Source organism: Arachnia propionica, from assembly GCF_037055325.1.
In the GTDB taxonomy this organism is placed as follows: domain Bacteria; phylum Actinomycetota; class Actinomycetes; order Propionibacteriales; family Propionibacteriaceae; genus Arachnia.
In genome coordinates this window covers 1503343-1526149 of sequence record NZ_CP146373.1, presented here as the reverse complement: position 1 = coordinate 1526149, position 22807 = coordinate 1503343, and the positions used below count along the sequence as shown (strand labels likewise).

21 protein-coding genes, 1 tRNA gene and 1 pseudogene are annotated in these 22807 nt (G+C 64.3%); 9 read left to right on the top strand and 14 right to left on the bottom strand.

What is annotated here, in order from left to right; all coding sequences use genetic code 11:
- Position 1 precedes the first annotated feature (1 nt).
- The 3 genes from V7R84_RS07090 to V7R84_RS07080 are packed head-to-tail and all read right to left on the bottom strand — an operon-like array spanning position 2 to position 2981.
- Entirely contained in the window at positions 2-847 is an 846-nt protein-coding gene (locus V7R84_RS07090) for a carbohydrate ABC transporter permease (protein WP_338573501.1), read from the bottom strand.
- Positions 844-1755, bottom strand: a complete 912-nt coding sequence (locus V7R84_RS07085; protein ID WP_338573499.1) for a sugar ABC transporter permease — start codon at positions 1753-1755, stop codon at positions 844-846. Before V7R84_RS07085 ends, V7R84_RS07090 begins: the two co-directional genes overlap by 4 nt.
- The gene (locus V7R84_RS07080; protein ID WP_338573496.1) at positions 1752-2981 is read right to left on the bottom strand and encodes an ABC transporter substrate-binding protein; all 1230 of its coding nucleotides are present in this window, start codon (positions 2979-2981) and stop codon (positions 1752-1754) included. Before V7R84_RS07080 ends, V7R84_RS07085 begins: the two co-directional genes overlap by 4 nt.
- Before the next feature lie 220 nt (positions 2982-3201).
- Here V7R84_RS07080 and V7R84_RS07075 point away from each other — a divergent pair, with 220 nt between their 5' ends.
- On the top strand, positions 3202-4326 hold the full coding sequence (locus V7R84_RS07075) for an ROK family protein (RefSeq protein WP_338573493.1): 1125 nt from the start codon (positions 3202-3204) through the stop codon (positions 4324-4326).
- A 52-nt stretch (positions 4327-4378) separates the two neighbouring features.
- A complete protein-coding gene (locus V7R84_RS07070; protein ID WP_338573491.1) occupies positions 4379-5956 on the top strand; it encodes a beta-N-acetylhexosaminidase in 1578 nt (525 codons plus the stop codon).
- Between the two features lie 93 nt (positions 5957-6049).
- Here V7R84_RS07070 and V7R84_RS07065 read toward each other — a convergent pair whose 3' ends face one another.
- The 5 genes from V7R84_RS07065 to V7R84_RS07045 all read right to left on the bottom strand — a co-directional run bounded on the left by V7R84_RS07065 (position 6050) and on the right by V7R84_RS07045 (position 11913).
- The gene (locus tag V7R84_RS07065; RefSeq protein WP_338573489.1) at positions 6050-7405 is read right to left on the bottom strand and encodes a hypothetical protein; all 1356 of its coding nucleotides are present in this window, start codon (positions 7403-7405) and stop codon (positions 6050-6052) included.
- A gap of 93 nt (positions 7406-7498) precedes the next feature.
- Positions 7499-8368: an NUDIX hydrolase gene (locus tag V7R84_RS07060; protein WP_338573486.1), complete on the bottom strand. Its 870-nt coding sequence runs from the start codon at positions 8366-8368 to the stop codon at positions 7499-7501.
- Positions 8365-10449, bottom strand: a complete 2085-nt coding sequence (locus V7R84_RS07055; protein WP_338573483.1) for an RNA degradosome polyphosphate kinase — start codon at positions 10447-10449, stop codon at positions 8365-8367. The genes V7R84_RS07060 and V7R84_RS07055 overlap by 4 nt, the downstream gene beginning before the upstream one ends.
- Positions 10446-11261, bottom strand: coding sequence for a mycothiol synthase (mshD, locus tag V7R84_RS07050; RefSeq protein WP_338573480.1), 816 nt, complete (start codon positions 11259-11261; stop codon positions 10446-10448). The genes V7R84_RS07055 and mshD overlap by 4 nt, the downstream gene beginning before the upstream one ends.
- Positions 11254-11913: a response regulator transcription factor gene (locus V7R84_RS07045; protein ID WP_338573478.1), complete on the bottom strand. Its 660-nt coding sequence runs from the start codon at positions 11911-11913 to the stop codon at positions 11254-11256. Before V7R84_RS07045 ends, mshD begins: the two co-directional genes overlap by 8 nt.
- A gap of 198 nt (positions 11914-12111) precedes the next feature.
- Here V7R84_RS07045 and V7R84_RS07040 point away from each other — a divergent pair, with 198 nt between their 5' ends.
- Positions 12112-13488 (top strand): UTP--glucose-1-phosphate uridylyltransferase, encoded by a 1377-nt coding sequence (locus V7R84_RS07040; protein ID WP_338573476.1) that lies wholly within the window; start codon positions 12112-12114, stop codon positions 13486-13488.
- A 2-nt stretch (positions 13489-13490) separates the two neighbouring features.
- A complete protein-coding gene (locus V7R84_RS07035; RefSeq protein ID WP_338573474.1) occupies positions 13491-13835 on the top strand; it encodes a hypothetical protein in 345 nt (114 codons plus the stop codon).
- Positions 13836-13881: 46 nt separating this feature from the next.
- On the opposite strand, the gene mscL is transcribed toward V7R84_RS07035, so the two are convergent.
- From mscL to V7R84_RS07015, 4 genes are all read right to left on the bottom strand, one after another.
- Positions 13882-14241: a large conductance mechanosensitive channel protein MscL gene (gene mscL / locus V7R84_RS07030; RefSeq protein ID WP_338573472.1), complete on the bottom strand. Its 360-nt coding sequence runs from the start codon at positions 14239-14241 to the stop codon at positions 13882-13884.
- 343 nt (positions 14242-14584) lie between these two features.
- Entirely contained in the window at positions 14585-15199 is a 615-nt protein-coding gene (locus V7R84_RS07025) for an SAF domain-containing protein (protein ID WP_338573469.1), read from the bottom strand.
- A gap of 150 nt (positions 15200-15349) precedes the next feature.
- Complete coding sequence (locus V7R84_RS07020) at positions 15350-15625, bottom strand: FmdB family zinc ribbon protein (RefSeq protein WP_338573466.1); 276 nt, start codon at positions 15623-15625, stop codon at positions 15350-15352.
- Between the two features lie 31 nt (positions 15626-15656).
- Positions 15657-16232 (bottom strand): 5-formyltetrahydrofolate cyclo-ligase, encoded by a 576-nt coding sequence (locus V7R84_RS07015; protein ID WP_338573463.1) that lies wholly within the window; start codon positions 16230-16232, stop codon positions 15657-15659.
- 17 nt (positions 16233-16249) lie between these two features.
- Here V7R84_RS07015 and glp point away from each other — a divergent pair, with 17 nt between their 5' ends.
- From glp to V7R84_RS06995, 4 genes are all read left to right on the top strand, one after another.
- Positions 16250-17539 (top strand): gephyrin-like molybdotransferase Glp, encoded by a 1290-nt coding sequence (gene glp / locus V7R84_RS07010; RefSeq protein WP_338573462.1) that lies wholly within the window; start codon positions 16250-16252, stop codon positions 17537-17539.
- A gap of 76 nt (positions 17540-17615) precedes the next feature.
- A complete protein-coding gene (locus V7R84_RS07005; RefSeq protein ID WP_338573460.1) occupies positions 17616-18380 on the top strand; it encodes a hypothetical protein in 765 nt (254 codons plus the stop codon).
- A gap of 47 nt (positions 18381-18427) precedes the next feature.
- Positions 18428-18503, top strand: a tRNA-Ala gene (locus tag V7R84_RS07000).
- Between the two features lie 70 nt (positions 18504-18573).
- Complete coding sequence (locus V7R84_RS06995; protein ID WP_338571981.1) at positions 18574-18717, top strand: hypothetical protein; 144 nt, start codon at positions 18574-18576, stop codon at positions 18715-18717.
- A 357-nt stretch (positions 18718-19074) separates the two neighbouring features.
- Here V7R84_RS06995 and V7R84_RS15460 read toward each other — a convergent pair.
- Positions 19075-20034, bottom strand: a pseudogene (locus tag V7R84_RS15460) (recombinase family protein); the annotation flags it as partial.
- A 131-nt stretch (positions 20035-20165) separates the two neighbouring features.
- Between V7R84_RS15460 and V7R84_RS06985 the strand changes: the two are divergent.
- Positions 20166-21476 (top strand): ISL3 family transposase, encoded by a 1311-nt coding sequence (locus V7R84_RS06985; RefSeq protein ID WP_338570219.1) that lies wholly within the window; start codon positions 20166-20168, stop codon positions 21474-21476.
- Positions 21477-21550: 74 nt separating this feature from the next.
- Here V7R84_RS06985 and V7R84_RS06980 read toward each other — a convergent pair whose 3' ends face one another.
- Positions 21551-22714, bottom strand: coding sequence for an ISAs1 family transposase (locus V7R84_RS06980; protein ID WP_338571637.1), 1164 nt, complete (start codon positions 22712-22714; stop codon positions 21551-21553).
- Positions 22715-22807: the final 93 nt, after the last annotated feature.

Here is a 22807-nt window from a genome sequence, read left to right as displayed (position 1 = left end):
CTCATCCTCTGATTCCGGTGCTTGTGCATCCCTCCTGGACATGACGTTGCGCCACGAGGTACGCCATGAAGAGTGGCAGCAGCGCCACCGTCGAGCCCGCGAGGGTGACGTTCAACGGCACGGTCTGCTGTTGGAGCGAGGCGACCCCGACCGTCAGGGTCCACATCTCGCTGCGTCTGCCCACGATCAGGGGCCACAGGAAGTCGTTCCAGTGCCACAGGAGGACGAAAAGCCCGAGGGTAGCCAGGATCGGTCTGCTGAGCGGCAGCACAATGCGCCAGAAGATCGTGAACTCCCCCGCACCGTCGACGCGGGCCGCCTCAAACAACTCGTCGGGGAGCCCGTGGATGAACTGGCGCATCAGGAACACCGCCTGCGCGTTCGCCAGGGTTGGCACGATCATCCCCCAGTAGGTGTTGATTCCCTTCCACGTGCTGATGAGCATGAACGTGGGAATCACCGTGACCTGGAAGGGCACCATCACCATGGACAGGAAGGTCCAGAACATGACCTCCCGACCGGGGAAACGTTTCTTGGCGAAGGCGTAGCCGGCCAAGGCCGAGACGAACAGTACGACCACCACCGATGTCACCGAGTAGATCACGGTGTTGAGAAGCCATCTGGGTAGATTCTGCCCGGAGAGCACCTGCCGGTAGGAGTCGAGGGAGACATCGCTGAAGGGCCACAGCGACCCGGGTAGTTCGACCGTGCCCGATTTCAGGCTCAGCACGATCATCGCGTAGAAGGGGAACAGGCAGGCAGAGGCCATGAGCGAGAGCCCGATCCACCGGATCGCGACGGTGAATCGGCAGGGGCGCAGGGCGTGACGGGAACGGGTGCGGATCATGACCGCCTTCCCAGGACGACACGCTGGATGAGTGCCACCGAGAGGGTCATGATGAACAGAACCACCCCGACCGCGGAGGCGTACCCGTGGTCCGAGTAGCGGAACCCCTGGTCGTAGAGGAACAGGCTCAGCGAGCGGCTGGAGTTCGCCGGACCGCCGCCGGTCATGACATAGATCACGTCGAAGACCTGGAAGGCGACGGTGGTCTCGAGCACTGCCAGGAAGAACAGGGCGGGCCTCAGGGTCGGAAGAAGGACGTGACGGAACCGTCCCCAGGTCCCGGCGCCGTCCATCAGGGCCGCCTCCTCCAGGTCCTGCGGGACGTCCTGCAGAGCAGCCACCAGGATCAGCATTCCGTACCCGAAGCGCGACCAGACGCCGACCACGATGACGGCGGGAAGCACCAGGATCGTGCTGCCGAGCCACGAACCCCCCAGCCCGAGCGGGGCCATCAGCGTCGACCAGGGACCGTCGGTGGAGAAGATCCATTTGAAGACCGATCCGAGCAGCACCAGTGACGTGATGAAGGGCAGGAAGAAGACCGAGCGGAAGAATCGCGCCCCACGGAACCCGCGCCGTAACCCCAGCGCCAGCACAGTTGACAAAGCGATGGAAACGGGAACTGAGAACAGCACGTAGGTCAGGGTTACCGACAGTGCCCGCCAGAACACCGGATCGGCGATCAGCCGGGCGAAGTTCTCACCCCCGGCCCAGGAGAACGAACCCTCCACGCCAAACCTGAAGAGGCTCAGCAGGATTCCTGCGGCTGCCGGGCCGAAACGGAACACGAGAAACAGCGCGAATGCGGGCAGCGCGAACAACATGCCGGTGCGTGCACTCCGCCCGGCCAGTGGGTTCCTGGGCCGGCTCTGCCGCGGTAAGTAGGTGAGCACGATGCCCGCTCTCACCGGAGGAGCGGTTTCGCGGCCTCGGCGGCGTCCGCCAGGGCCTGCCGTGGCGATTTCTGTCCCAGCAGCGCAGCCTGGATCTCGGGGGAGAGCACCCCCATGACCTGACGTGCGGCGTGATTCTGCTCTCCGAATCGGACGGTGGGAAGGGTTTGCTCGACTCTGCTCTGGAGCGGGCTGCCGGCGTACAGTGGCGTGGCTCCTGCCGCGGGGGAGAAGTACCCCCCGGCTCGCAGGTAGTCGATGGAGTTCACGGGATCGGTCGCGAATGCTGCGAACCTTCCCGCGGCCTCCTTGTTCCGGGAACTCTTGAGCAGCGACAGGGAGCCGACTGTGCCGTAGGCCACCGACTGTTCATCGATGAGCGGTGGCAGGACCACGACGTTCTCCTCGCCCAGAACCGGAGTCAGATCGACGGCAGGGATTGACCACGTGCAGCCGGAACGTCCCGCAGCGAACTCGGTTTGTTCGGTGTTGAGGGCGGTTGTGAGGGAATCGGGCTCGAGGGCGTTGCCCCGTGCCAGTGCGGTCAGGAACTCGAGTGCCCGGACCCCTTGGGGGGAATTGAAGGCGATCTGTTCATCTGCGTCGAAGACGGATCCTCCGGCCTGCCACAGCAGGGGGTAGAACGACATGTTGAGAGTCTGGCCCGGATCAGCCGAGTAGGTGATGGCGTACATGCCTTTCTCCGTGAACCGGGGCGCCATCTCGGTGATGTCCTCCCAGGTACTCGGATATGTCATGACTCCGGCGGCCCGGAAGGCCGTGGCGCTGCACACCAAGGGGTTGGAGCTGATCAGCATTGGAGCGCCCAACAGCCTGTCTCCTGCGGTGACGGCCTGCGCGACGTTGGGGAGCAACGTGTTCCTGCGGTCCTGCTCGAGGTAGGTGTTCATCGGCTCGATCGAGGCCTCGTAGCTGGAGAGCTGATCCGGCACGAGATAGACCAGATCGGGAGCAGTGTCCGATGTGATTGCGGTCTGGAGGGCCTCGTCACGCTTCGCCCAGGGAAAGATTTCGACATCGATCTTGACCTCCGGGTTGGTCTCGTTGAACCTGGAGACCAGGTTCGCCCATAGCTCCTTGTGGCGGGCGTCGTCGCTGATGGTCGGATATGCCCACACCGTGACCGTCTGCTCATCGGATCCCGTGGTACCGTCGGCGCATCCGCTCAAGATGATTAGCGCCGCCAGGCCCAGCGCCGCTACCCGTAAGAGCTTTCTCATGACCCGACGCTCCTTCGGTTGATCCCGGTTTCGTTGAAGGATTCCGCGGACAGGGGGAGGATGTGGCCGCGGAATCCAGAATTATCATAACCGGGTGTGAAAACTCACGGAAGAGCCGCGCCGTAAAAAAATAAATTATATTACAGGGGTATGATAATCTCTCCGAGAGGTGGGATTGTCCGTGGATGCACGGGCGCGATATGGGGTGGAAGGAGCAGCCATGCAGTCCTCGACTGCGATCAAGGCCGCCGCGTGGCTGCGCGACACGGGTCCCGCTGGAATCACGGCCCTGGCCCGCGACCTGAAGTTGTCGCGTACATCCGTCGAGAATGCTCTCGCTGTTCTACAGCGTCACGATCTGATCATTGAGGTGCCGGGACGCTCCCACGGAGCTGGTCGTCCAGCCCGGCACTACGCGTTTCACGCTGCCGGCGGGCTGGTCGCCGGCGTCGACATCGGCGTCCACAGTCTGCGTGTCGTGGTGGCCGACCTGGCCGGCACCACCCTGGTCGCCTCCACCACCGACGGAGTGGACCCAACCCTCGACCCCGCAACACAGCTCGACACGGTCATCGGACAACTCGGTGAGGCGATATCCGGGTTGGATCCCGGGCGCCTGCGGGCGATCGGGATTTCCCTGCCCGGCATCATCGATAGGTTCGGCAATGTGGTCGCCTCCGTGATCTTTCCGGCCTGGGCGGGGGTCGACATGGTGGGAGAGCTGCGAGCACGGTTCGGTTGCCCCGTCATCATGGACAACGGGGTCCGGCTGGCCACCGTCGCCGAACACCACATGGGCTCCGGTCGACGTTTCGACGATGTCTTGTATCTGTCCGTGGGAACCCGGATCGCCGCGGGAATGATCCTGGGAGGCTATCCACGACGGGGGGCGCACAATGTGGCCGGGGACATCGGACGGGTCGCGTTCCGCGGGCTCAATGAACGCACCGGGCAGATTCGATGGCGCGATGGTCGCACCGCCAAGGAGGTGTTCGCGCTCGCCCGCCACCAGGATGCGCACGCCCGGAAGGAGCTGCGCGAGTTCATCAACGAGTTGGCTCGGGGAGTCGCGACGGTGGTGATGGCCATCGACCCCGCGATCGTGATCATCGGCGGTGGCATGTCCCTGGCCGACGAGGAACTGCTCGAACCGCTCCGGGAAGCGATGGCCCGCCACATCGGTCTGCCCCTCGGATTGCCCGTCATCGCATCCCGTTTGGGGGATGAGGCGGCGGTGCACGGAGCTCTCGTCTTCGCCTTCGACCAGTGCGCCGAACACATCTACCGGGTCGGCGCCCTGCCGCCCCCCACGATCACCCCGATGGCTGGAAAAACCGCTCGGTGAGATCATGGCTCGGTTGCACCGAGCCCCGGTGCCGACTCGAAGGAGAGCACCCATGCCGTCCCTGATACCGTTTCCTGCCGCTGTCGAATGGGAAGGAGCGGAGCACACGCTGACCGAGCGCAGCACGATCGGTTGCCGCGCCGGGGCAGGACCGGAGGAGACCGGGGCCGCACGGGCAGCGCGGCTGGTGTTGTCCACGACCACGAGTCTGCCGCTGCCTGTCGCCGAGAAGCCGGACATTCTCGTCGGGATCGACACCGGTCTGCCCACCGAGGGTTACCGACTCGAGGTGCGTCCTGACGGCGTGACCATTGCCGCGGCCGACCGCCGGGGCGCCCTGTGGGCGGCCCAGACCCTGCTGCAACTCGGAGGCGACGACGTCTACACCGCACCGCTGGGAGGTACGGTGAAGGTGGCGACCGCGCGGATCGAGGATGCGCCCCGGTTCGCGTGGCGTGGCGCGATGATCGACTCGGCCCGGCACTTCCTGCAGGTGGCGGAAATCCTCGACTTCATCGACTGGATGGCCCGCCACAAACTCAACATCCTCCACTGGCACCTCACCGACGACCAGGGCTGGCGGGTCGCTTCGGAGCACTACCCGCTGCTTGCGGAGAAAGCCAGCTGGCGTCCCCACACCGTGAACCTGACGTGGGGTGGTGACGGCACCCCGCACGGCGGCTGCTACACCATTTCCCAGATTGCCGCTGTCGCCGAGTACGCCCGGCAACGCGGCATCGGGATCGTCCCCGAGATCGACCTACCCGGGCACGCCACAGCCCTGTTCTCTGCCTATCCCGGGATTGCCACCGACCCTGCGGCGGTCACTGGGGTGGCGTGCCACCCGGATGTCTTCGACAACGTCCTCAACTTCTCACCCGAGGCCCTCGATTTCGCGCACGGGATCTGGTCCGAGGTACTGGAAGCCACCGGTGCACGCTATGCCCACATCGGCGGTGACGAGGTTCCGACTGCGCAGTGGGAGGCCTCCGAGGAAGTGAAGCGACGGGCTGTGGGGTTCGGCGTCGACGACGTCACCTCGCTCCAGCGCTGGTTCACGCTGCACATGCGCGACTGGCTTTTGCAGCGCGGGGTCACCCCCATCGGATGGGACGAGGTGATCGGCGACGGGCCCGTCGCAGGCATGGTGTGCCAGGCGTGGCGGGGCGCGGAGCACGGCGTCAAGGCCGCCGAGCAGGGCATGGACGTGATCATGAGCCCCAACACTCACACCTACTTCGACTACTACCAGTCCGATCTGCCGGGTGAACCCTACGCGCAGCCTGCCACCACCACCCTGGAACAGGTGTACGGGTTCGACCCGGTCGAGGGCATGCCGCCCGGGGCGGCGGAGCGTGTGCTGGGAACGCAGTTCCAGCTCTGGTCGGAGTTCCTGCCCACCTACCGGGCCGTGCAGTACGCGGCCTGGCCGCGCGGCTGTGCGCTGGCGGAGGTGGCGTGGTCGCAGCCGGAGGGACGGGATTTCGCCGACTTCACCTCCCGGCTTTCGGGACACCTCAAGCGTTTCGACGCGGCGGGTCTGGGGCACCGTCCCCTGACCGGCCCGCACCCCTGGCAGGAGGGCGGTACCGGGTGGCGCTGCCGCCCACCCGAGGAAAAGGATCGTTAACCGGCGCATCGCAGGCTGGTCCTGCCGGTGTGCTCGCCCGCACGGGCTGCGGGGCGGGCCCGCGGTCGTGAGCACGGACCCGCCATCGACGTCTCACGGTGCGAGGTGTAGCACCACCGGCCAGTTGTTGTCTCCGCCCGAGGCTGAGTAGTTCCAGAAATTGGTGTCCAGCCACTGGCCGTCGTGCAGGTGCTGGGCCCGTGACTCGGTGAAGGCCGCGGGCCAGGTGAAGCCCCAGCCGGAACCGTTGCGGTGAGCCGCGAACTTCCAGCGACTGCTGCCCTCCGGGCGCAGCTCCAGGTCGTAGGTGTTCCCGGCATGCAGCGTGACGTCCTGAGAGGTGGGAGCGTCGTACCAGATGAAGTTGGTCACGTTGATGGCCTCCTGCTTTCCGTTGACGGTTCGGTGGCCCATCAGATGTGGTGAGAACCTCGCCTCGTCCTGGATCATCCCGGAAGCCAGTTCCTGAGACCCCTCCAGGAGACGCCACCGCAGGCTGCCCGCGACGGTGGCGACGACCGCCACGGACACACCCGTGACGCGTTTGTCGGCGGAGGGGGTGAAACGCTCCCGGATCGGCTTGGCGGCATCGGCCTCATAGGTACGTCCGGGGTCGACGCTGCCGCTTTCCATGTCGGAGGACCCCTGCGATGCGCCGTCGGTGGTGGTGAGCTGCATGATCGGGGCGATCAGTTTGTCCCCCGACCCGGTCGCGGTGAGGTCGAGCCAGGTGCGGTCCGCCCCGGAACCCGGTGCCCTGCGCCCGAGCAGCGTCCCCCAGTCGGTGTCGTTCAACCACCTAGCGGGGCGACCGATGGGGCGCGGGACGAGCACGTTGTTGACGCTGATGAAGTTCGTCGACGGTTGTGGATCGACGTTCTCCAGCACCACGTGGTATAGCTCGCCCGGTACCAGGGGATGTGGGTTCTGTTCGAAGGTGATGTCGTCCAGGAGGGACCGTGGCGAGCGTGGATTCAGGCCCGGGGTGAAGTGGGTTTGGGCCAGCGGGGAGCCATCCAGGACGGGCAGGTGCGTGTCGGAACCGTCATCGGGAAGCACCGTGATGCGGATCCTCCCGCCCGTGCCCGCCGAGTATCCGGAGCCGGTTGGCCAGTACAGACGGATCTTCTGCAGCGGTCCTGCGACAACGGCCCGGAACCGGAGGGAGGCGATTTTGTCCATCCCGCCCTCGATCCCGACGGGAACGTTGTACAGGGTTGACATGGTGAACACACCGGGGCCGTAGAGTCGGGAGAACTCCGCCGAATCCAGGCGAAACCCTCCTTCGGGGGGCAGAACCAGACGGGAGGATTCCCCGGTGGTGGTCGGGTTCGCGGTGTCGGCGTGGGCGAATGCGCTGGAAAGACCCAACGACGCCGCCACCGACAGACCTACCGCGCCGAGCGAACGGCGCGAGATGTGGGGTTGAATCGGGAAGAAGCTGTTCATCGCAGTTCTCGTTTCCCTCGTTGCCTAATCAACAACTCTATGGTCCTTGGCCGTGTGGTTCTGTCATCCGAATGGCCAATTCGGGGACGTGCTTTACGCCGTCGGCTTGAAGGTTTCCATGGTGACCAGACCGTCGGGCCCGAAGTGCAGAGCACGTACCTCCGAGACCACCATCGGTTTCTCCTTGACGGCAAGGCCCGCGTACATCTCCGGAAGCACCGGGCGGTGGCCGCACACCGCCGTCGGGCGATCAAGATTCTTCAGCAGCTCTGCCATGAGTTTGTGCACTGCTTTTGGATTCTTCGCAGCGGATTCCTCGGTGAGCTGGTCGTAGGTCTCGATGCTGATCTTCTGGGTTTTTGCGTAGGGCTTGAGCGTTTCCTTGCAGCGTGCCGATGCGGAGCTGACGAGACGTTCGATCCCGAAGGCCGCCAGTACGTCGACGAGGCGGTTTGCCTGATCCCGCCCCCGGCCCGAGAGGCGGCGTTTCCGGTCGTCGCCGGACCAGTGCTTGCGTTGCATCGCCTTGGCGTGTCGGACGATCAACAGCGCATTCGTCGGAGGGGCCGCGACGGCCGCCTCGATCACGGCGCGTTCATCTGGGTAGGTGGCTTTCTTCAGAGCCGCATCGATGGGAAACCACTTCACCGCCGACACCTCCTGGTCGGGTCGGCGGGGACGCTGTGAGAGCACCGAGGAACGCCAGTAGTGAACCGCCTTGGGACGTTTGCCGACCTTGTAACGCAGGCTCGGCAACCGCAGCCCCAACCGTGCCGTGACGCCTGTTTCCTCCTGGATCTCGCGGATGGCGGTTTCTGGTAGCAGCTCGTCGGCCTCTCCCTTGCCCTTCGGCAGTGACCAGTCGTCGTAGCGTTCCCGGTGGATCAGCAGCACCTGGAGACCGTTGGTGTGCTCGCGCAGCACCACACCCCCCGCAGAGACGATCTTCGGTTTCTTGCTCATCGACGTCGCCTCTCGCGGGTGAGCCGGATCAGCTCCTCCTGCAGGTCTGTCAGTGGCTGGCCGTCAGGGCCGGTGGTGTGGACCGACCAGGTGCGGTCCTGCAGCTCCCAGTGTGCGGTTCGGTCGTCGAAGGCGCGATCGAAGAGGTCCCTGATGCGGGCGATGTGCACCGGATTCGACAACCCGACGACGGCCTCGACGCGCCGGTCCAGGTTGCGGTGCATCAGATCCGCGGAACCAATCCCGACGTTCGGCTGCCCGCCCGCCTCGAACCAGTAGATGCGGGAGTGTTCCAGAAACCGTCCCAGGATGGAACGCACCCGGATGCTCTCGCTCAGCCCCTCCACACCGGGCCGGATGGTGCAGATACCCCGCACCCACACGTCCACTTTCACCCCCGCCCGGGAAGCGCGGTAGAGGGCGTCGATGACGGCCTCGTCGACGATGGAGTTCACCTTGATGCGGATTCCCGACGGCAGACCCGCGGCGTGGTTGGCGATTTCGGTTTCGATGCGTTCCAGCAGGCCGCTGCGGATGCCGTGTGGGGCGACGAGCAGTCGGCGGTACTCGGTCTGGTGGGTGATTCCGGACAGGTGGTTGAACAGGCGCGCCACGTCGTCGGTGATGACAGGATTGGCGGTCAACAATCCCATGTCCTCGTAGCTGCGGGCGGTCTTGGGATGGTAATTGCCGGTGCCCACGTGGGCGTAGCGGCGCAGCCCTCCGGATTCCTCACGCACCACCAGGGACAGCTTGCAGTGGGTTTTCAACCCGACCATGCCGTAGACGACGTGCACCCCCGCCTGCTCCAGCTGCCTGGCCCAGGAGATGTTGTTCTGCTCGTCGAAACGAGCCTTGATCTCCACCACGGCGAGCACCTGTTTTCCCGCCTGGGCGGCCTCAATGAGGGCGTCAACGATGGGGGAGTCGCCGGAGGTGCGGTACAAGGTCTGTTTGATGGCCAGCACCGCGGGATCGGCGGCGGCCTGCTCGATGAACCGCTGCACGCTGGTGGCGAACGAGTCGTAGGGATGCTGCACCAGCACGTCGCGGCGCTTCAACGCCTTGAACATGTCGGCGGGCGAGGCCGACTCCACCTCCGCCAGGTCCGGGTGGGTGATCGGAAGGAAACCCGGGTATTTGAGATCCTCGCGACGTGAGTCCTCCAGGGCGAACAGACCCGTTAGGTCGAGAGGAGTGGGCAGGTGGAAGACCTCGCCGGGGGCAACGTCCAGTTCGCTGATGATGGTGGCCAGCATCGTCTCATCGATGTCCTCTTCCACCTCCAGGCGCACGGGGGGACGGCCCACCTTGCGTCGTAGCAGCTCCTTCTCCAACGCGTAGAGAAGATTCTCGGCGTCGTCCTCCTCCACCTCGATGTCCTCGTTGCGGGTGACGCGGAAGGTGGCGTGGTCCAGCACCTCCATGCCCGCGAACAGCTGCCCGAGGTGCCGGGAGATGATCTCCTCCAGGGGCAGGAAGCGCCCCTCCGCGAGTTTCACGAATCGTGACAGGTTGGTGGGCACCTTCACGCGGGCGAACTGACTGGCGCCCGTTGCGGGATTGCGCAGCAGCACCGCCAGGTTCACCGACAGCCCGGAGATGTAGGGGAATGGGTGTGATGGGTCCACCGCGAGGGGGGTCAGCACCGGGAAGATGCGTTCCCCGAACAAGGTGCGCATCCGATCTTTTTCCGCAGCGGTCAGTTCGTCCCACGTGAGGATCTCGATGCCTTCGGCGTGCAGCTGGGGTCGGATCTCCTGCTGGAACAAGCGGGACTGTTCGGCGGCGAGCTCGGCGGTGCGTTGCAGGATCGATGCGTGCAACTGACCTGGCCGGGCACCGGTGATGGTGGTCACCGCCACCCCGGCCTGGATGCGGCGTTTCAGCCCCGCGACCCGCACCATGAAGAACTCGTCGAGGTTACTGGAGAAGATTGCCAGGAATTTTACGCGCTCCAGAAGCGGGATGCGCTGTGCATCGCGGGCAAGGTCCAGAACCCGGTTGTTGAAGTCCAGCCAGGCCAGCTCCCGGTCCAGGTAACGGTGTTTCGGGAGCTTCTCATTCCTGTGTCCGCTCACGGCGCACCTCTCTGGCGATAGGCGGTGTCGGTGGTCAGCGTGCGGAAACCAGCTGTGGTGTACAGCGAGATCACTTTTTCTTCGGAAGCTTCGACGTACAGTTCGACGTTCTCACAGCCGACGGAGTGCAGGTGGGCCAATCCCGCCGTCAACAGGGCATGGCCCAGCCCCACACCCCCGTGGTTGGGGTGGACGGCCAGGACGTAGACCTCTCCCAGGGCTGCGTCGTGACGTTTCGTCCAGTGGAAACCTGTTACCTCGTCGTCGTGGTGGGCCACCAGCAGCCCGCCCGCATCGAACCACGGTTGCCGGGCCAGCGCCTGGAAGTCGTCGACAGTGAGCCTTCCCTGTTCCGGGTGGCGGGTGAAGGCCGCCCGGTTGACCGCCACCACCCCGTCGGTGTCCGCCGCTTCGAAGGGGAGGATGCGGTAGCCGGGAGGCGCGGGGACCGCGGCAATTCCTGCGAGAGGGCGCCCCATTCGTAACAGCTCGCGTATCGGCTGGAGCCCTAGTTTCGCCGCGATGGCGCGGGCCGCTGGCAAGGTGTGGAATGCCCAGACCGAGTGTCCGGGACGTGCCTTGATGGCTTCGGCCACCAAGGACGTGCCGAGTCCCTTGCCCCTGGCCCCGGGCGAGACGGCGACCAGGATGGTGTTGTCGTGGTCGTCGAGGACCGCGAAACCATCCTGGTGCGTCAGCACCTCACCTTGCCGGGCGTGATCTAGGACCAGGCGAGCGGAGTCGTTGAGGGGGCTGAAACCATCACGGGCCTCGCAGGCAGCAGCCAATACACGGGGGTCTAGTTCAGGCATCGTGATCCTCCCAACGTGCCGCGAACCGGTAACCGACGTTGCGCACGGTTCCGATGAAGTGGTCGAACTGGCCGAGCTTTGCGCGCAGCCTGCGGATATGGACGTCGACGGTACGGGTGCCGCCGAAGTAGTCGTACCCCCACACCTTGCTGAGCAGTACCTCACGGGTCAGCACCTTTCCCTGGTGCTGCACCAGGTAGCGGAGCAGCTCGAACTCGGTGTAGGTGAGATCGAGGGGATCGCCTGAGATGGTGGCATGGTAGGCGTCCTCGTCTATGCGGATAGGCCCCGCCACCAGCACGTGTGGTTGCTCACCTGCGTGCAGTAGCAACCGCAACCGGACATCGACCTCCGCCGCCTCGCAGCCGTCGAGCACGAAGTCGGAGAAGCCCCAGTCGTGGCTCAGGAGTCCCAGGGCTGCTGTCGTGGCCAGGAGCAATACGGGCATGTCGGGATGGGTTTGCCGGACAATGGTGGTGGCGGTGCGCGCCCAGGCGAGGTCGCCGCGTGCATCGATGACGACAACATCGGCGACGTCCATGCTGCGCAGGGCCTCCTCCGCGCTCGCGGCGGTGCTGAGGTTGTGATTCAGCAGCGATAGGAAGTCGGGCGCCGGACCGGTGGGGGAGACCAGCAGGATTGAATTCACCATCACCTCCCAGTCTCTGCGAATCCCTATCGTATCTGTACGTGCAGCAAGACAAGCTCCGTGTATGGGGATTCGCAGGAAGAGGGGGTGTGGTCGAGGCCGTGTGAAGCGGGCCGGAAGTCTCGAAAGAATCGGCGCGCATCTCGCCGGGGCATTTTCCCGTTCACTAGGATGGCGATTAATCTGAGAAGGGAGATCGCAATGTCGCAACAGGGCCTGGAGGCTGCTCGTAGGAAGATGACGGAAGCCCGGGTGGTTCCCTCTGCGATCGAGGTGTTCTCCCACTACTACCAGCTCCTGGAATCCGGGGAAACCGGATTGATCCGGGAGGAAAGCATCGACCCTCTGCTCGATCCGCCGATGCTCGATGACGTCGAGGTCAGCGATAACGAGGCCCGCGAAGCGATAGGCGCAACCGTCATGATCAAGCTCAACGGTGGGCTTGGCACCTCAATGGGGCTCGACCGGGCCAAAAACTTGCTCGAGGTGCGTGATGGTCTGAATTTCCTGGATCTCATCGTGCAACAGGTACGGGCGGCTCGACGGGATTGGGACGCTCCGCTGCCGCTGTTGTTCATGAACTCCTTCCGCACCGAGACCGACACCCTCGCCCATCTGGAGCGCTACCCCGACCTTCCCGTCGATGACCTACCGCTCAGCTTCCTGCAAAGTCAGGAACCGAAGCTGCGGGCCGATGACCTGACCCCGGTGGAGTGGCCCGAGGATCCGTCCCTGGAGTGGTGCCCGCCGGGCCATGGCGATCTCTACACCGCCTTGTGGAGCCATAACCTGTTGCAGCGGTTGATCGAGAAGGGCTTCCGCTATGCCTGTATCTCGAATGGAGACAACCTCGGGGCAGCGCCGAACGCTCGTCTGGCAGGTTGGTTCGCTGCTTCGGGTGCCCCCTACGCAGCCGAGCTGTGCCGCCGCACCGTCAACGACCGCAAGGGCGGACACCTGGCCATCCGCAAACGTGACGGGCAGCTCATCCTTCGTGACACCGCCCAGACCGCACCCGAGGAAATGGATTATTTCACTGACGAGCACCGGCATCCGTTCTTCCACACCAACAACCTGTGGTTCGATCTGCAACGCCTGTTCGACACCATTCGCGAGCGTGACGCGGTTCTTGGCCTGCCGATGATCCGCAACGAGAAGACGGTGGATCCTGCTGATCCCGGCTCACCCAAGGTCATCCAGGTGGAGACGGCGATGGGGGCTGCGATCGAGGTTTTCCCGGGGGCCACCGCCATCTGCGTTGGACGCGATCGGTTCCAGCCCGTCAAGACAACCAACGAGCTGTTGTTGCTGCGCTCCGACGTCTACGATCTCGACGAGAACGGCCATCTCGTGGCGCGCTCCGCCACACCCGAGGTGAACCTGGACTCCCGGTACTACAAGACCATCCAGGACTTCGATGCCCGTATTCCGCAGCCCCCGTCGCTGCGTGGGGCGGAGAGCCTTCGGGTCAAGGGGGACTGGACCTTCGAACCGGATGTGAAGGTCGTGGGTTCCGTTGACTTGGCCGACGAGGGAAGGCCACGGGTGATCCCCGGCGGTACCGTCCTGGGTGCCTGATCTTGGTTGACGAGGCGGTGGAGCTCGCCCGGGCACTCACGGGTGAGGTTCTGCCGGTCACCGGTGACGCAGTTGGTCTGGTCGCAGAGCTGGCCCGGCTCGGCTGGGACGCCGAGCGGTTGACCGCACTGCGGGCGGAACGGATGCGGCGGCGCCTGCCCTGGCCTTTCCCGATCAGCCTGGATGCTCGTGAAGAACTGGGCTTCGCGCGCTTCGATGCGCTGCTTGCCCAGGTGAGAAAAGAATTGGGCCTGGCCGGGACGAGGTCCCGGGCACAGGCCCCGGTGCGTCCGCTCAACGCCGACGAACGCCGGCTGCTGGCGGATCGGCCGCCCCACTGGGGGTAATCGCTCGCCGGAAGCTCTCGCCCAGTGGAGCGGCACGTCGTTGGAATCAGCCGCGGCTGCGGAGCAGGTCGCGGATCTCGGCGAGCAGCTCCTCGGAGCTGGGGCCCGCCTCCTCTTCCTTCTTCGGGAAGTAACGCTCGCGCAGCATGTTGTATGGCTTCACCACGCAGAAGTAGACGACCGCTGACGTGATCACGAAGGTGATCGTCGCATTGATGAACAGACCGATGGTGACATCGAAGATGGTCACGTGAGAGAAGTCCGGCTGGCCACCGATCTTGCCGATGAAACCCATGAGTACGGAGGTGAACTCTTTGACCACCGCGGAGAACACGGTACCGATGATGACTGCGACGGCAAGCTCGACGAGATTGCCTCGCATGATGAATTCTTTGAAGCCCTTCATCTGCTTTCCTTCTGTGCTCCGGTTTCGTGAAGGCCGGAGAGTGGCCCGGAACCTGCGGATTCAGGTCCGGGTGGTCTTCGCGTCGAAGACCGGCATCACTCTATGCAGACAGTGCCGGATGAAGCCAGCTTTTTGACCAACAAACGCAGGTTGGGGGTAAATTCTGGCCAATCGGATGACGCCGTTGGTGTCGAAAGCGACTTCTTCAGCGTGTATCAAATGCTGACCGGAGATCTGTGGATGGGGTTGTTTCATGACGGATCAGGATGAATCGTGGGCCTCGAACAAACGGAGATCTGGTCCGGAGGGATCCTTGCATGCTGCCCCGGCAATGTGCAGAGCCCTATGGCGTGTTTCCGAGGATCACCGTCAGTTTTCCCTGCTGCCCCAGAGCGGAAACCTCGGGGCCGATCTCCGAGGGAACGTCGACCAGGACGAGGGGCTTCGCATCACCACCCGGGTTCAGTACCGTCCCGCTGGACCTGGTTGGTGCGGCCGAGATCCGGGCGTCAGCGGTGACCACCTGCCCTGAATCGGCCAGCACCAGTGTGATTGGGGTGCCGGGGGTCATGAGCGACCGCAGTGAGTTGTCGCGGATCAGGACCGGCACCAGCGACCGCCCCGCGGCTAGCGATGGCGAGGCCGCCAACATTCCGGGTTGCAGTACGGTGCCGGCCTCCAGGCCAAACCCCAGGGTCTGGCCGATGAGCTCCCCGGGATTAGGAAACCGTTGCCCGGGAAGCATCTCGGAAGGCAGGTGCGCGATCCTCAGGTCATCGCTCCTCAGCTCCGTCCCCGCTGCGACGGAACGGGTCAGAACAACCGCCGGTACCCGATCCTGGTCGTTCGGGGACAGGTGCGTCGCCAATGCGAAGGCACCGAGTCCTGCCAACAGGGCTGCGATGGCGCGTCGATGCCAGCTCAGGAAGCGCCCCAGGCGCCGGATGAAACTCTCCACATCCCCTTTGTGGGAGCACATGACCCGCACTGATCACTTTTCAACAGGTGGACGAGCGAGAGTTCCCGTCGAGGAGATGGTCGAACCGGCCCATTCGCCGATGCGCATGGGTCGGTTCGACCAGCCTGGGGTTCTCGTTCGTGGATCCTCTCAGGAAGCAGTCGTGGTGCTTTCCGGGGCCTTGGCAGGCGTCGGGGTCGATTCCTTCTTGGTTTCCGGGGTCGAGGCCGGTGTGGATGCGGAACTCGACGTGCGGGAATCCGTCGCGTAGAACCCGGAACCCTTGAACACCACGCCGACGGCGCTGTAGACCTTCCTCAGGTCACCACTGCACGCCGGGCAGGTGGTCAGCGCAGGGTCGGAGAACTTCTGGACGGCCTCGAGTTCTTTGCTGCAGGCCGTGCAACGGTACTGATAGGTGGGCATTCACGCTCCCGCTGTGGTGGACAAACGCGAATCAGGATACGCTCCCCGCCCCGAGGTGAGTGAATCCGTTCTCCGTGACCACTGCGTCGACGGGGATGTCATGTGGCTCGCTGGGGAGTTTCTGCAGTACCTCGTCGGCGTTTGCCAGGGCCCAGATGGGTGTTCCGGACCGGCGGTGGCGAAGTGCACGGTCATACCAGCCGCCCCCCATGCCCAGACGGGTGCCGTCGCGGGAGACCGCCAGGCACGGCACCACGATCACATCGGCCTGCGCGAGGGAATCGATTCCTAGGGCGGAACCGGATGGTTCGGGGATACCCGCCCAGCCGGAACGAAGCTCGTCGGTGGCCCAGGCCCAGTCCGGTTCCTTGGACAGTTTCGGGAGCAGCACCTGCCAGCCTCGGCTTCGCAATTCTTTGATGGTGGTCAAGGTGCCGGGTTCATGTCGACGTGATGCATAGATGGCGATCACCCCGGGGGGCGGGAGTGCCTTCAGGAGAGCCGTGAGGCGGGCCTCGTCGAAGCTCTGCCAGCTGGTGTCGTCCAGTGCCTTGCGGCGCGCGGTGATGGTCTCGCGCAGCGCGCCCTTCTCATGTGTGAATTCCATTGGCCTATCGTAGAAACATGGCGCTTTTCGGTCGCAGGAAGCATGTGGAAGAGGAATCTCAGAATGTTGAGGAGCTTCCCGTCCCGACCCTTCCACCGCCACCCGAGCCGGATCTCAACGGGCTGCGCCGTGTTCAGGACCATGTCGAGTACCTGCTGGAACTCGTCGAACCCCTCAAGCCGTTCGGCATGTCGGTGCTGGAGGCATGGAACCAGGTGATCTGTGAGGACATCGACTCCATGATCAACGTTCCACCGAACTCCACGAGCAAGGTTGCGGGCTATGCCGTGCGTGCCACGGATCTGTGGCAGAACGACCAGGTGGTGGAATCGCTTCAGCTGGCCACCGGCACGGAACATCTCGGGATTGGCCAGGCCGTGCCGGTCGATGTCGGAGAGGTGGTTCCTCGTGGAACCACAGCGGTTCTGCCCTACTCTTACGCGACTGTCGCCGGTGATCGCATCGAGATCATCCAGGAGGTGGCGGAGGGCGAATACCTGCGCGCCGCAGGTGAACATCTCGCGGTGGGGGACCGGCTCCTCTCCGAGGGGGAGGCGCTCACCGACCGCAGCGTGGGGATGCTGGCCGCCGCGGGCATCGACAAGGTGCTGGTGAGGCCAAGACCGCGCGTGGTGGTCGTCAGCTCCGGGGCGGATTTGGTGGAACCTGGGGAGAGCGTCGGCTACGGCGAGTCCACGGATGCCAACTCGTTCCTGATTTCCGCCGCCGCCCGGGCTGCCGGTGCGACGGTGTTCCGTGTCGCCGTGCACTCCAACGACAAGCAGGAACTGAAACAGGCCATCACCGACCAGCTGATTCGTGCCGACCTGGTCATCTCCACCACCGGGGGGCGTCGCGAGGAGTACGAAGCGGTGGCCGAGGCCATGTCCGAACTGGGCCTGGTGGATGCAGTCGAGGTGGCGATGTCGCCGGGACGCACCCAGACCTTCGGGTTGATCGGTGAGGAACGCGTCCCGATGGTGATGTTGCCCGGGAACCCTGTGTCGGCTTATGTGTCCTTCCAGGTGTTCGTGTGGCCGCTGCTGCGGCGTCTCATGGGTGCCGAGGTGCGCCGCAAGTCCGTGCGCGCCATCGCCAGGACGACCATGCGCTCAATCTGGGGGCAAAGGCACCTGTTGCGCGCTGAGGTGATCGACGACGGGCGGCTCCGCACCGCCACCCGGATCAGCGACCCTTTTGCCATGGCGGAACTGGGTCGCGCAAATGCATTGATCGTTTTGGATGAGGACACCGAGCTGGTACGACCCGGGGAAGCCGTACAATGCTGGCTGCTAGACAAATCCTGAGTTTTTTTCAGGATTCTTGGCGCGTCGGCGGCGCGCCACCGGCGCGAATCACATCGGTGTTGTTTAACGTGTGATCGTGCTCGCGGGAATTGTCATCAGTGTGTTGGTCCTGGCCGTCCTGGCCTTCGGGCTGCCCTGGTTGTCGGTGCACAAGGACGACCTTGACGCCATCGACGGGGATCCGGCAGAACGCTTCTCCGGTTCCATGCGGATTCTGCGTGAGCACACCGCCGCCGACTACGACGACGAGCCTCCCGTAGAGGTGTCGACGCCTCTGACCCGCAGGGCCGAGCTCACCGAACTGCGGCTGAGGGCCCGAGCTGCCGCCATGCGGCGGCGACGCATGGTCACGATGCTCGGGTCGATGACCCTGTTGTGCCTGGTGCTCAGCGTGTTCAACGTCGTGCCCGGCTGGGCGGTCGCGATCCCTGTCGTCGCGTTGGGAGCGTTCCTGGTTTCCGCTCGGGTCGGGGTGAAGAAGATGCATCGCAGGCTCGACGAGAAGGCCGCGCAGGTCAAGGCTGGTTACGTCGACAGCGAGGCCACCTCGACGATGAAGGCGGTCGAGGAGGAAACCTCCCACGAGTTCTCCGTCGATCTGACGGCGCCTGAGAAGACCGGGCCGCTGTGGGACCCGATTCCCGTGGTTACCCCCACTTACGTCTCGAAGCCGCTCGTGCCGCGAACCGTTCGCACCATCGATCTGTCGGCTCCCGTCACCAACACCGTCATCATCCCCACAGCCGAACGTCCGGCGGCAGGACCCAAACCGCGGCGGGCCGCTCCTGCTGACTGGGACATGGAGGAGGAGAGCTCCTGGCCCAGGGCCGTGGGGCAGTGATGATTTGCCACATCGCCGGACGCTGGTGCTACCATCATCCGGTACTTGGGGCTATGGCGCAGCTGGTAGCGCGTCTCGTTCGCAATGAGAAGGTCAGGGGTTCGAATCCCCTTAGCTCCACCAAAAGTGTCATGTTAGAACCTCCGGCCATTGGTCGGAGGTTTTTGGTTTTGTCAGGGGTGGTGGTGTCCTGTTGCTTCTTGGCTTCGTTCTCCAGGACTGCTGGGAGGTTGCTGTCGAGGAGGTAGTGGTAGACGGCTTTGTGTTGGCTGTTGGTGATCTCGTCGTCGTCGAGGTAGATCTTGTCGAAGACGGCTTGGTTGAGGTCGCGTCGTGAGTTGTCGGTGGCTGCGAGGTATTGCTGTTGTCCGTTGTGGAGGACGGAGAGGCATTGGTCGAGGGCGGTGTGGAGTTTGTCTCGGGAGGTTTGTAGGTGGCGGAGTTGGCGTTCGGCGGTTGTTTTGTCGGTTCTGATGCGTTCTTGTTCTTTGCGGAGTAGTTCTGTGTCGATGGCTCCGGCGTAGTAGGCCTGCATGAGGCGTTCGCTGTGGGCGGTGGCTTCAGCGAGGGTGGTTTCTGCTTGGTGTGCTTGGTGGTTGTGTTCTTTGAGGATGGTATCGAGGTGGGAGATGACTAGTTCGCGTACTGTGGTGAGGGTTTTGTCTGGCAGTGTGATGGTTGCCCAGTGGTCTTCGATGAGTTGTTCGGCGTGGTGGGCTTGGATTGCGACGAAGGTGCAGCCGTTTTTTCGTGCTTGGCGTCCGAGGCAGTAGAAGTATTGGTAGTAGTTGCCGAGGCGGTTGCGGGAGATTTCGTAGCTGAGGGGTGAGCCGCATTGTCCGCAGAATAGGCTGCCTTTGAGGTAGTGGGTTCGGATGGCGGGTTTCTCTTTGGCGTGGGATCTGCCGTGGCGGATGGCTTCGACTTTTGACCATAGTTCGGTGGAGATTAGGGGTTGGTGTTTGCCTTGGTAGGTGGCGCCGCCGAAGATGACTAGGCCTGTGTAGTAGGGGTTGCTGAGGATGGAGTGCACCATGGAGGTGGTGAGGGGTTTTGCTGGTTGTTTGGGGCGTGCGAGGGTGGTGACGCCGTGGGTTTTGAGTTCGTCGCGGAGCATCCCGATGGTCCATTCGCCGGTGGCGTAGCGTTCGTATATCCATGGCACCCAGTGGGCTCGATCCGGGTCGGTGACGACGGTGCGGACTTCGCGGCCTTCGGTGGTGCGCTGTGTGGTGTTGATGTAGCCGAATGGGGCGCGTCCGGGGGTGCCGCCGGATTTGGCTTTCTGGGTCATGCCTTTCTTGGCTTCGGTGGCGAGGTTTTGGCTGTAGAACTCGGCGATGGAGCTCATGATGCCGTGTAGCAGCATGCCGCTTGGTGTTTCGTCGATGTTTTCTGAGCAGGAGACGAGTTGGGCGCCGGCTTGTTGGATCTCGAAGTTGATCTGGACGTCGTCCATGCGGTTGCGTGCGAGGCGGTCGACTTTGTGGACGATGACCAGCTGGATGGTGTTGTGTTTGACGTAGGTGAGCATTCGCTGTAGCTCGGGACGCTGGGCGGATTTGGCGCTCTCGCCGGCGTCGATGAACTCTTCGATTACTTCCGCGCCAAGGCTCTTGGCTTTGCGGTGGCAGGCTTCTCGCTGAGCTGGGATGGAGAATCCTTCGGTTAGCGGCTCTTCGCAGATGAGTGGGTAGCTGGCTGAGCGCGTCGGTGCCGGGATGAGGGTCGAGGCCTTCCGATGATGGAAGTTCTCACACTGACCATCTGTTGGAAGACCTCGACGTGCTCCATGCTACCTTCGTGACCCCTGACCTGACTGTGTTCTGCCGTCTCGACGAGCTCGGCCTCGTGGCCGTCGGCCAGCGGCTGGCCCCGGATCGGGCGGTGATCGAGTGCCGGGTCGCTGAACCAGATCCGTGGTGCCGGGGCTGCGGCAGCAGGGCGCTCTCCCGCGGGACGGACACGCGACAGCTCGCGCATGAGCCGTTCGGGTACCGCCCGACCATGCTGCTGGTCCGCGTCCGCCGATACAAGTGTTTTGGGTGCGGGCGCTCCTGGCGCGAGGACCTCACTGCTGCGGCGGCGGAGCGGGCGAAGCTGTCTCGTCGCGGGATGCGGTGGGCGCTGGAAGGGATCGTGATCGACCACCTCACTGTGTCCCGGGTCGCCGCAGGGCTGGGGGTGTCCTGGCACACGGCCAATGATGCGGTCCTCGCCGAGGGACGCCGCGTGCTCATCGATGACCCCGGCCGGTTCGACGGGGTTCGGGTGCTCGGCGTCGACGAGCACGTCTGGCGCCACACGAGGTCCGGGGACAAGTACGTCACCGTCATCATCGACCTCACCCCGGTGCGTGAGAAGACGGGCCCCTCGCGGCTGCTGGACATGGTCGAGGGGCGCTCCAAGAGCGTATTCAAGACCTGGCTCGCCGCCCGAGTCCAGGGTTGGCGGGACGGGGTCGAGGTCGTCACGATGGACGGGTTCACCGGGTTCAAGACCGCCGCCAGCGAGGAGCTGCCCGACGCGGTGACGGTGATAGATCCATTCCACGTCGTCCGTCTTGCCGGCGACGCGCTGGACCAGTGCCGTCGCCGGATCCAGCGCGACGTATTCGGGCGGCGGGGCCGGAAGGACGATCCGCTATACAAGGCCCGCCGCACCCTCCACACCGGCGCCGGCCTGCTCACCGAGAAGCAGCAGACACGCCTGAAAGCACTGTTCGCCGACGAGCAGCATGTCGAGGTCGAGGCGAGCTGGGGCATCTACCAGCGGATGGTCACCGCCTACCGGGAACCCGACCGCAAACTCGGAAAGTTCCTCATGCAGTCCGTCATCGACTCGCTGACCACTAGTGTCCCAAACCGGCTCGTCGAGCTGCGCCGCCTCGGCCGCACCCTGAAGCAGCGCGCCGCCGACATCCTCGCGTTCTTCGACCGCCCCGGCACCAGCAACGGCCCCACGGAGGCAATCAACGGCCGCCTCGAGCACCTCCGCGGATCGGCCTTGGGGTTCCGGAACCTGACGAACTACATCGCCCGGTCGCTGCTTGAGACCAGCGGCTTCAGGAACCACCTACACCCTCATTTGCGATGAGCCGCTTAAGCACTCGCGTTGCCGGCTACAAGAGTGCAGGCTACCTTGACGTCCAGGGGGTCGGCAAAGTCGGTTTAGGTGGTTGTTTGGGTGAGTAGCTTGATGGCGCGTTTTGGTTGTCGTGATAGGGACCTGGTGGTTGAGGCGATGGCGGCTTGGACGCCGTAGGCCAGTCGGATGAGGCTGATGGCCAGGTTGCGCAGGGCGGCCATGATCTCGGGGCCGTTAGCGGTGCGCAGCTGGTGGTGGTCCTCGTCGAAGACCATGTCTCTGACCCAGTGGAGCCGGTTCTCGATTCCCCAGTGCCCTTGGATCCAGGCGGTGACGGTCTCGGGCTGGGCATCAGTCATGGGTAGAGAGCAGACCAGGTAGACCACCTCCACAGTCGTCGTCTTGGCGCTACCGCTGCTGTTCTTGCCTGTGTTCCTGCGATTCTTGGTGGTTCGGGTGCGCCGGACCTGGATCACCTGAGCCGCCCCGGGGAAGTCCACCCAGGCGGGAGCCTCGACCGCTTTGACGGTACGCCGCACCCGCCGCCCACGCGAAGTGTCAACGCTTGAGATTGACGGAACGTTCTTCCAGGGCAGCTTCTTGAGCGTCCTACGTACACCGGGCTGGTTGTTCTTGACAGTGAGAAGATAGTGACCACCCTGATCGTGGATCCAGTGAGCGGTGTCTACCTGGGTGTGCATGGCGTCGGCGGTGACCACCGCCCCGTCCAGGTCCAACGGTTCGAGAAGCTCCCTGAGCGCCGGGATCTCGTTGGTCTTGTCCGCCACCCGCGCCTGGGTCAGGACCGTGCCGGTGGCGTGATCCAGGGCTGAGAGGAGATGAGGCGCCGGGTCCTTGCTGGTACGGGCCCCACGCATGGTCTTGCCGTCCACCGCGATCACCCTTCGACCGGCGACGGTGCCGGTACGTGTACAGAACCAGGACCTCAAATGGGTGTTGAGGTCTGCGGGGTCCAGGTCCTGGAGCACCCTGCGGATGGTGGACTCCGACGGCAGGGCCTGGCCCGCCTCCAGGCCCAGGGCCTCCAGGTCGGTGGCGGTCAGATCGGTGGTGTGCTCCCATATCGCCGTCAGGCTGCGACACCCGGCCATCACTCCGGTCACGGCCAGTGACAGCACCGTGAACAGGCTGTGGCGTACTCCCCGCCGATCACGCGGGTCGTCCACGTTCTTAAGAACCTCGACCAGGGGCTGGCGTGACAGAACGGTCGTGGTGGAAGATGACATCAGCGCGGGCTCCCAGGACGAAAGGGATGACTAGACACCACTCATCGTCCCTACGGGGCCCGCGCCCCACCTCAACGACACGCCACCCCTGTC

Excerpts from the sequence above, each read along its gene's own strand:
- V7R84_RS07090 (WP_338573501.1), bottom strand. The coding sequence starts at position 847 with ATGATCCGCACCCGTTCCCGTCACGCCCTGCGCCCCTGCCGATTCACC.
- V7R84_RS07080 (WP_338573496.1), bottom strand. The coding sequence starts at position 2,981 with ATGAGAAAGCTCTTACGGGTAGCGGCGCTGGGCCTGGCGGCGCTAATC.
- V7R84_RS07075 (WP_338573493.1), top strand. The coding sequence starts at position 3,202 with ATGCAGTCCTCGACTGCGATCAAGGCCGCCGCGTGGCTGCGCGACACG.
- V7R84_RS07070 (WP_338573491.1), top strand. The coding sequence starts at position 4,379 with ATGCCGTCCCTGATACCGTTTCCTGCCGCTGTCGAATGGGAAGGAGCG.
- V7R84_RS07065 (WP_338573489.1), bottom strand. The coding sequence starts at position 7,405 with ATGAACAGCTTCTTCCCGATTCAACCCCACATCTCGCGCCGTTCGCTC.
- V7R84_RS07060 (WP_338573486.1), bottom strand. The coding sequence starts at position 8,368 with ATGAGCAAGAAACCGAAGATCGTCTCTGCGGGGGGTGTGGTGCTGCGC.
- mshD (WP_338573480.1), bottom strand. The coding sequence starts at position 11,261 with ATGCCTGAACTAGACCCCCGTGTATTGGCTGCTGCCTGCGAGGCCCGT.
- V7R84_RS07045 (WP_338573478.1), bottom strand. The coding sequence starts at position 11,913 with ATGGTGAATTCAATCCTGCTGGTCTCCCCCACCGGTCCGGCGCCCGAC.
- V7R84_RS07040 (WP_338573476.1), top strand. The coding sequence starts at position 12,112 with ATGTCGCAACAGGGCCTGGAGGCTGCTCGTAGGAAGATGACGGAAGCC.
- mscL (WP_338573472.1), bottom strand. The coding sequence starts at position 14,241 with ATGAAGGGCTTCAAAGAATTCATCATGCGAGGCAATCTCGTCGAGCTT.
- V7R84_RS07020 (WP_338573466.1), bottom strand. The coding sequence starts at position 15,625 with ATGCCCACCTATCAGTACCGTTGCACGGCCTGCAGCAAAGAACTCGAG.
- V7R84_RS07015 (WP_338573463.1), bottom strand. The coding sequence starts at position 16,232 with ATGGAATTCACACATGAGAAGGGCGCGCTGCGCGAGACCATCACCGCG.
- glp (WP_338573462.1), top strand. The coding sequence starts at position 16,250 with ATGGCGCTTTTCGGTCGCAGGAAGCATGTGGAAGAGGAATCTCAGAAT.
- V7R84_RS06980 (WP_338571637.1), bottom strand. The coding sequence starts at position 22,714 with ATGTCATCTTCCACCACGACCGTTCTGTCACGCCAGCCCCTGGTCGAG.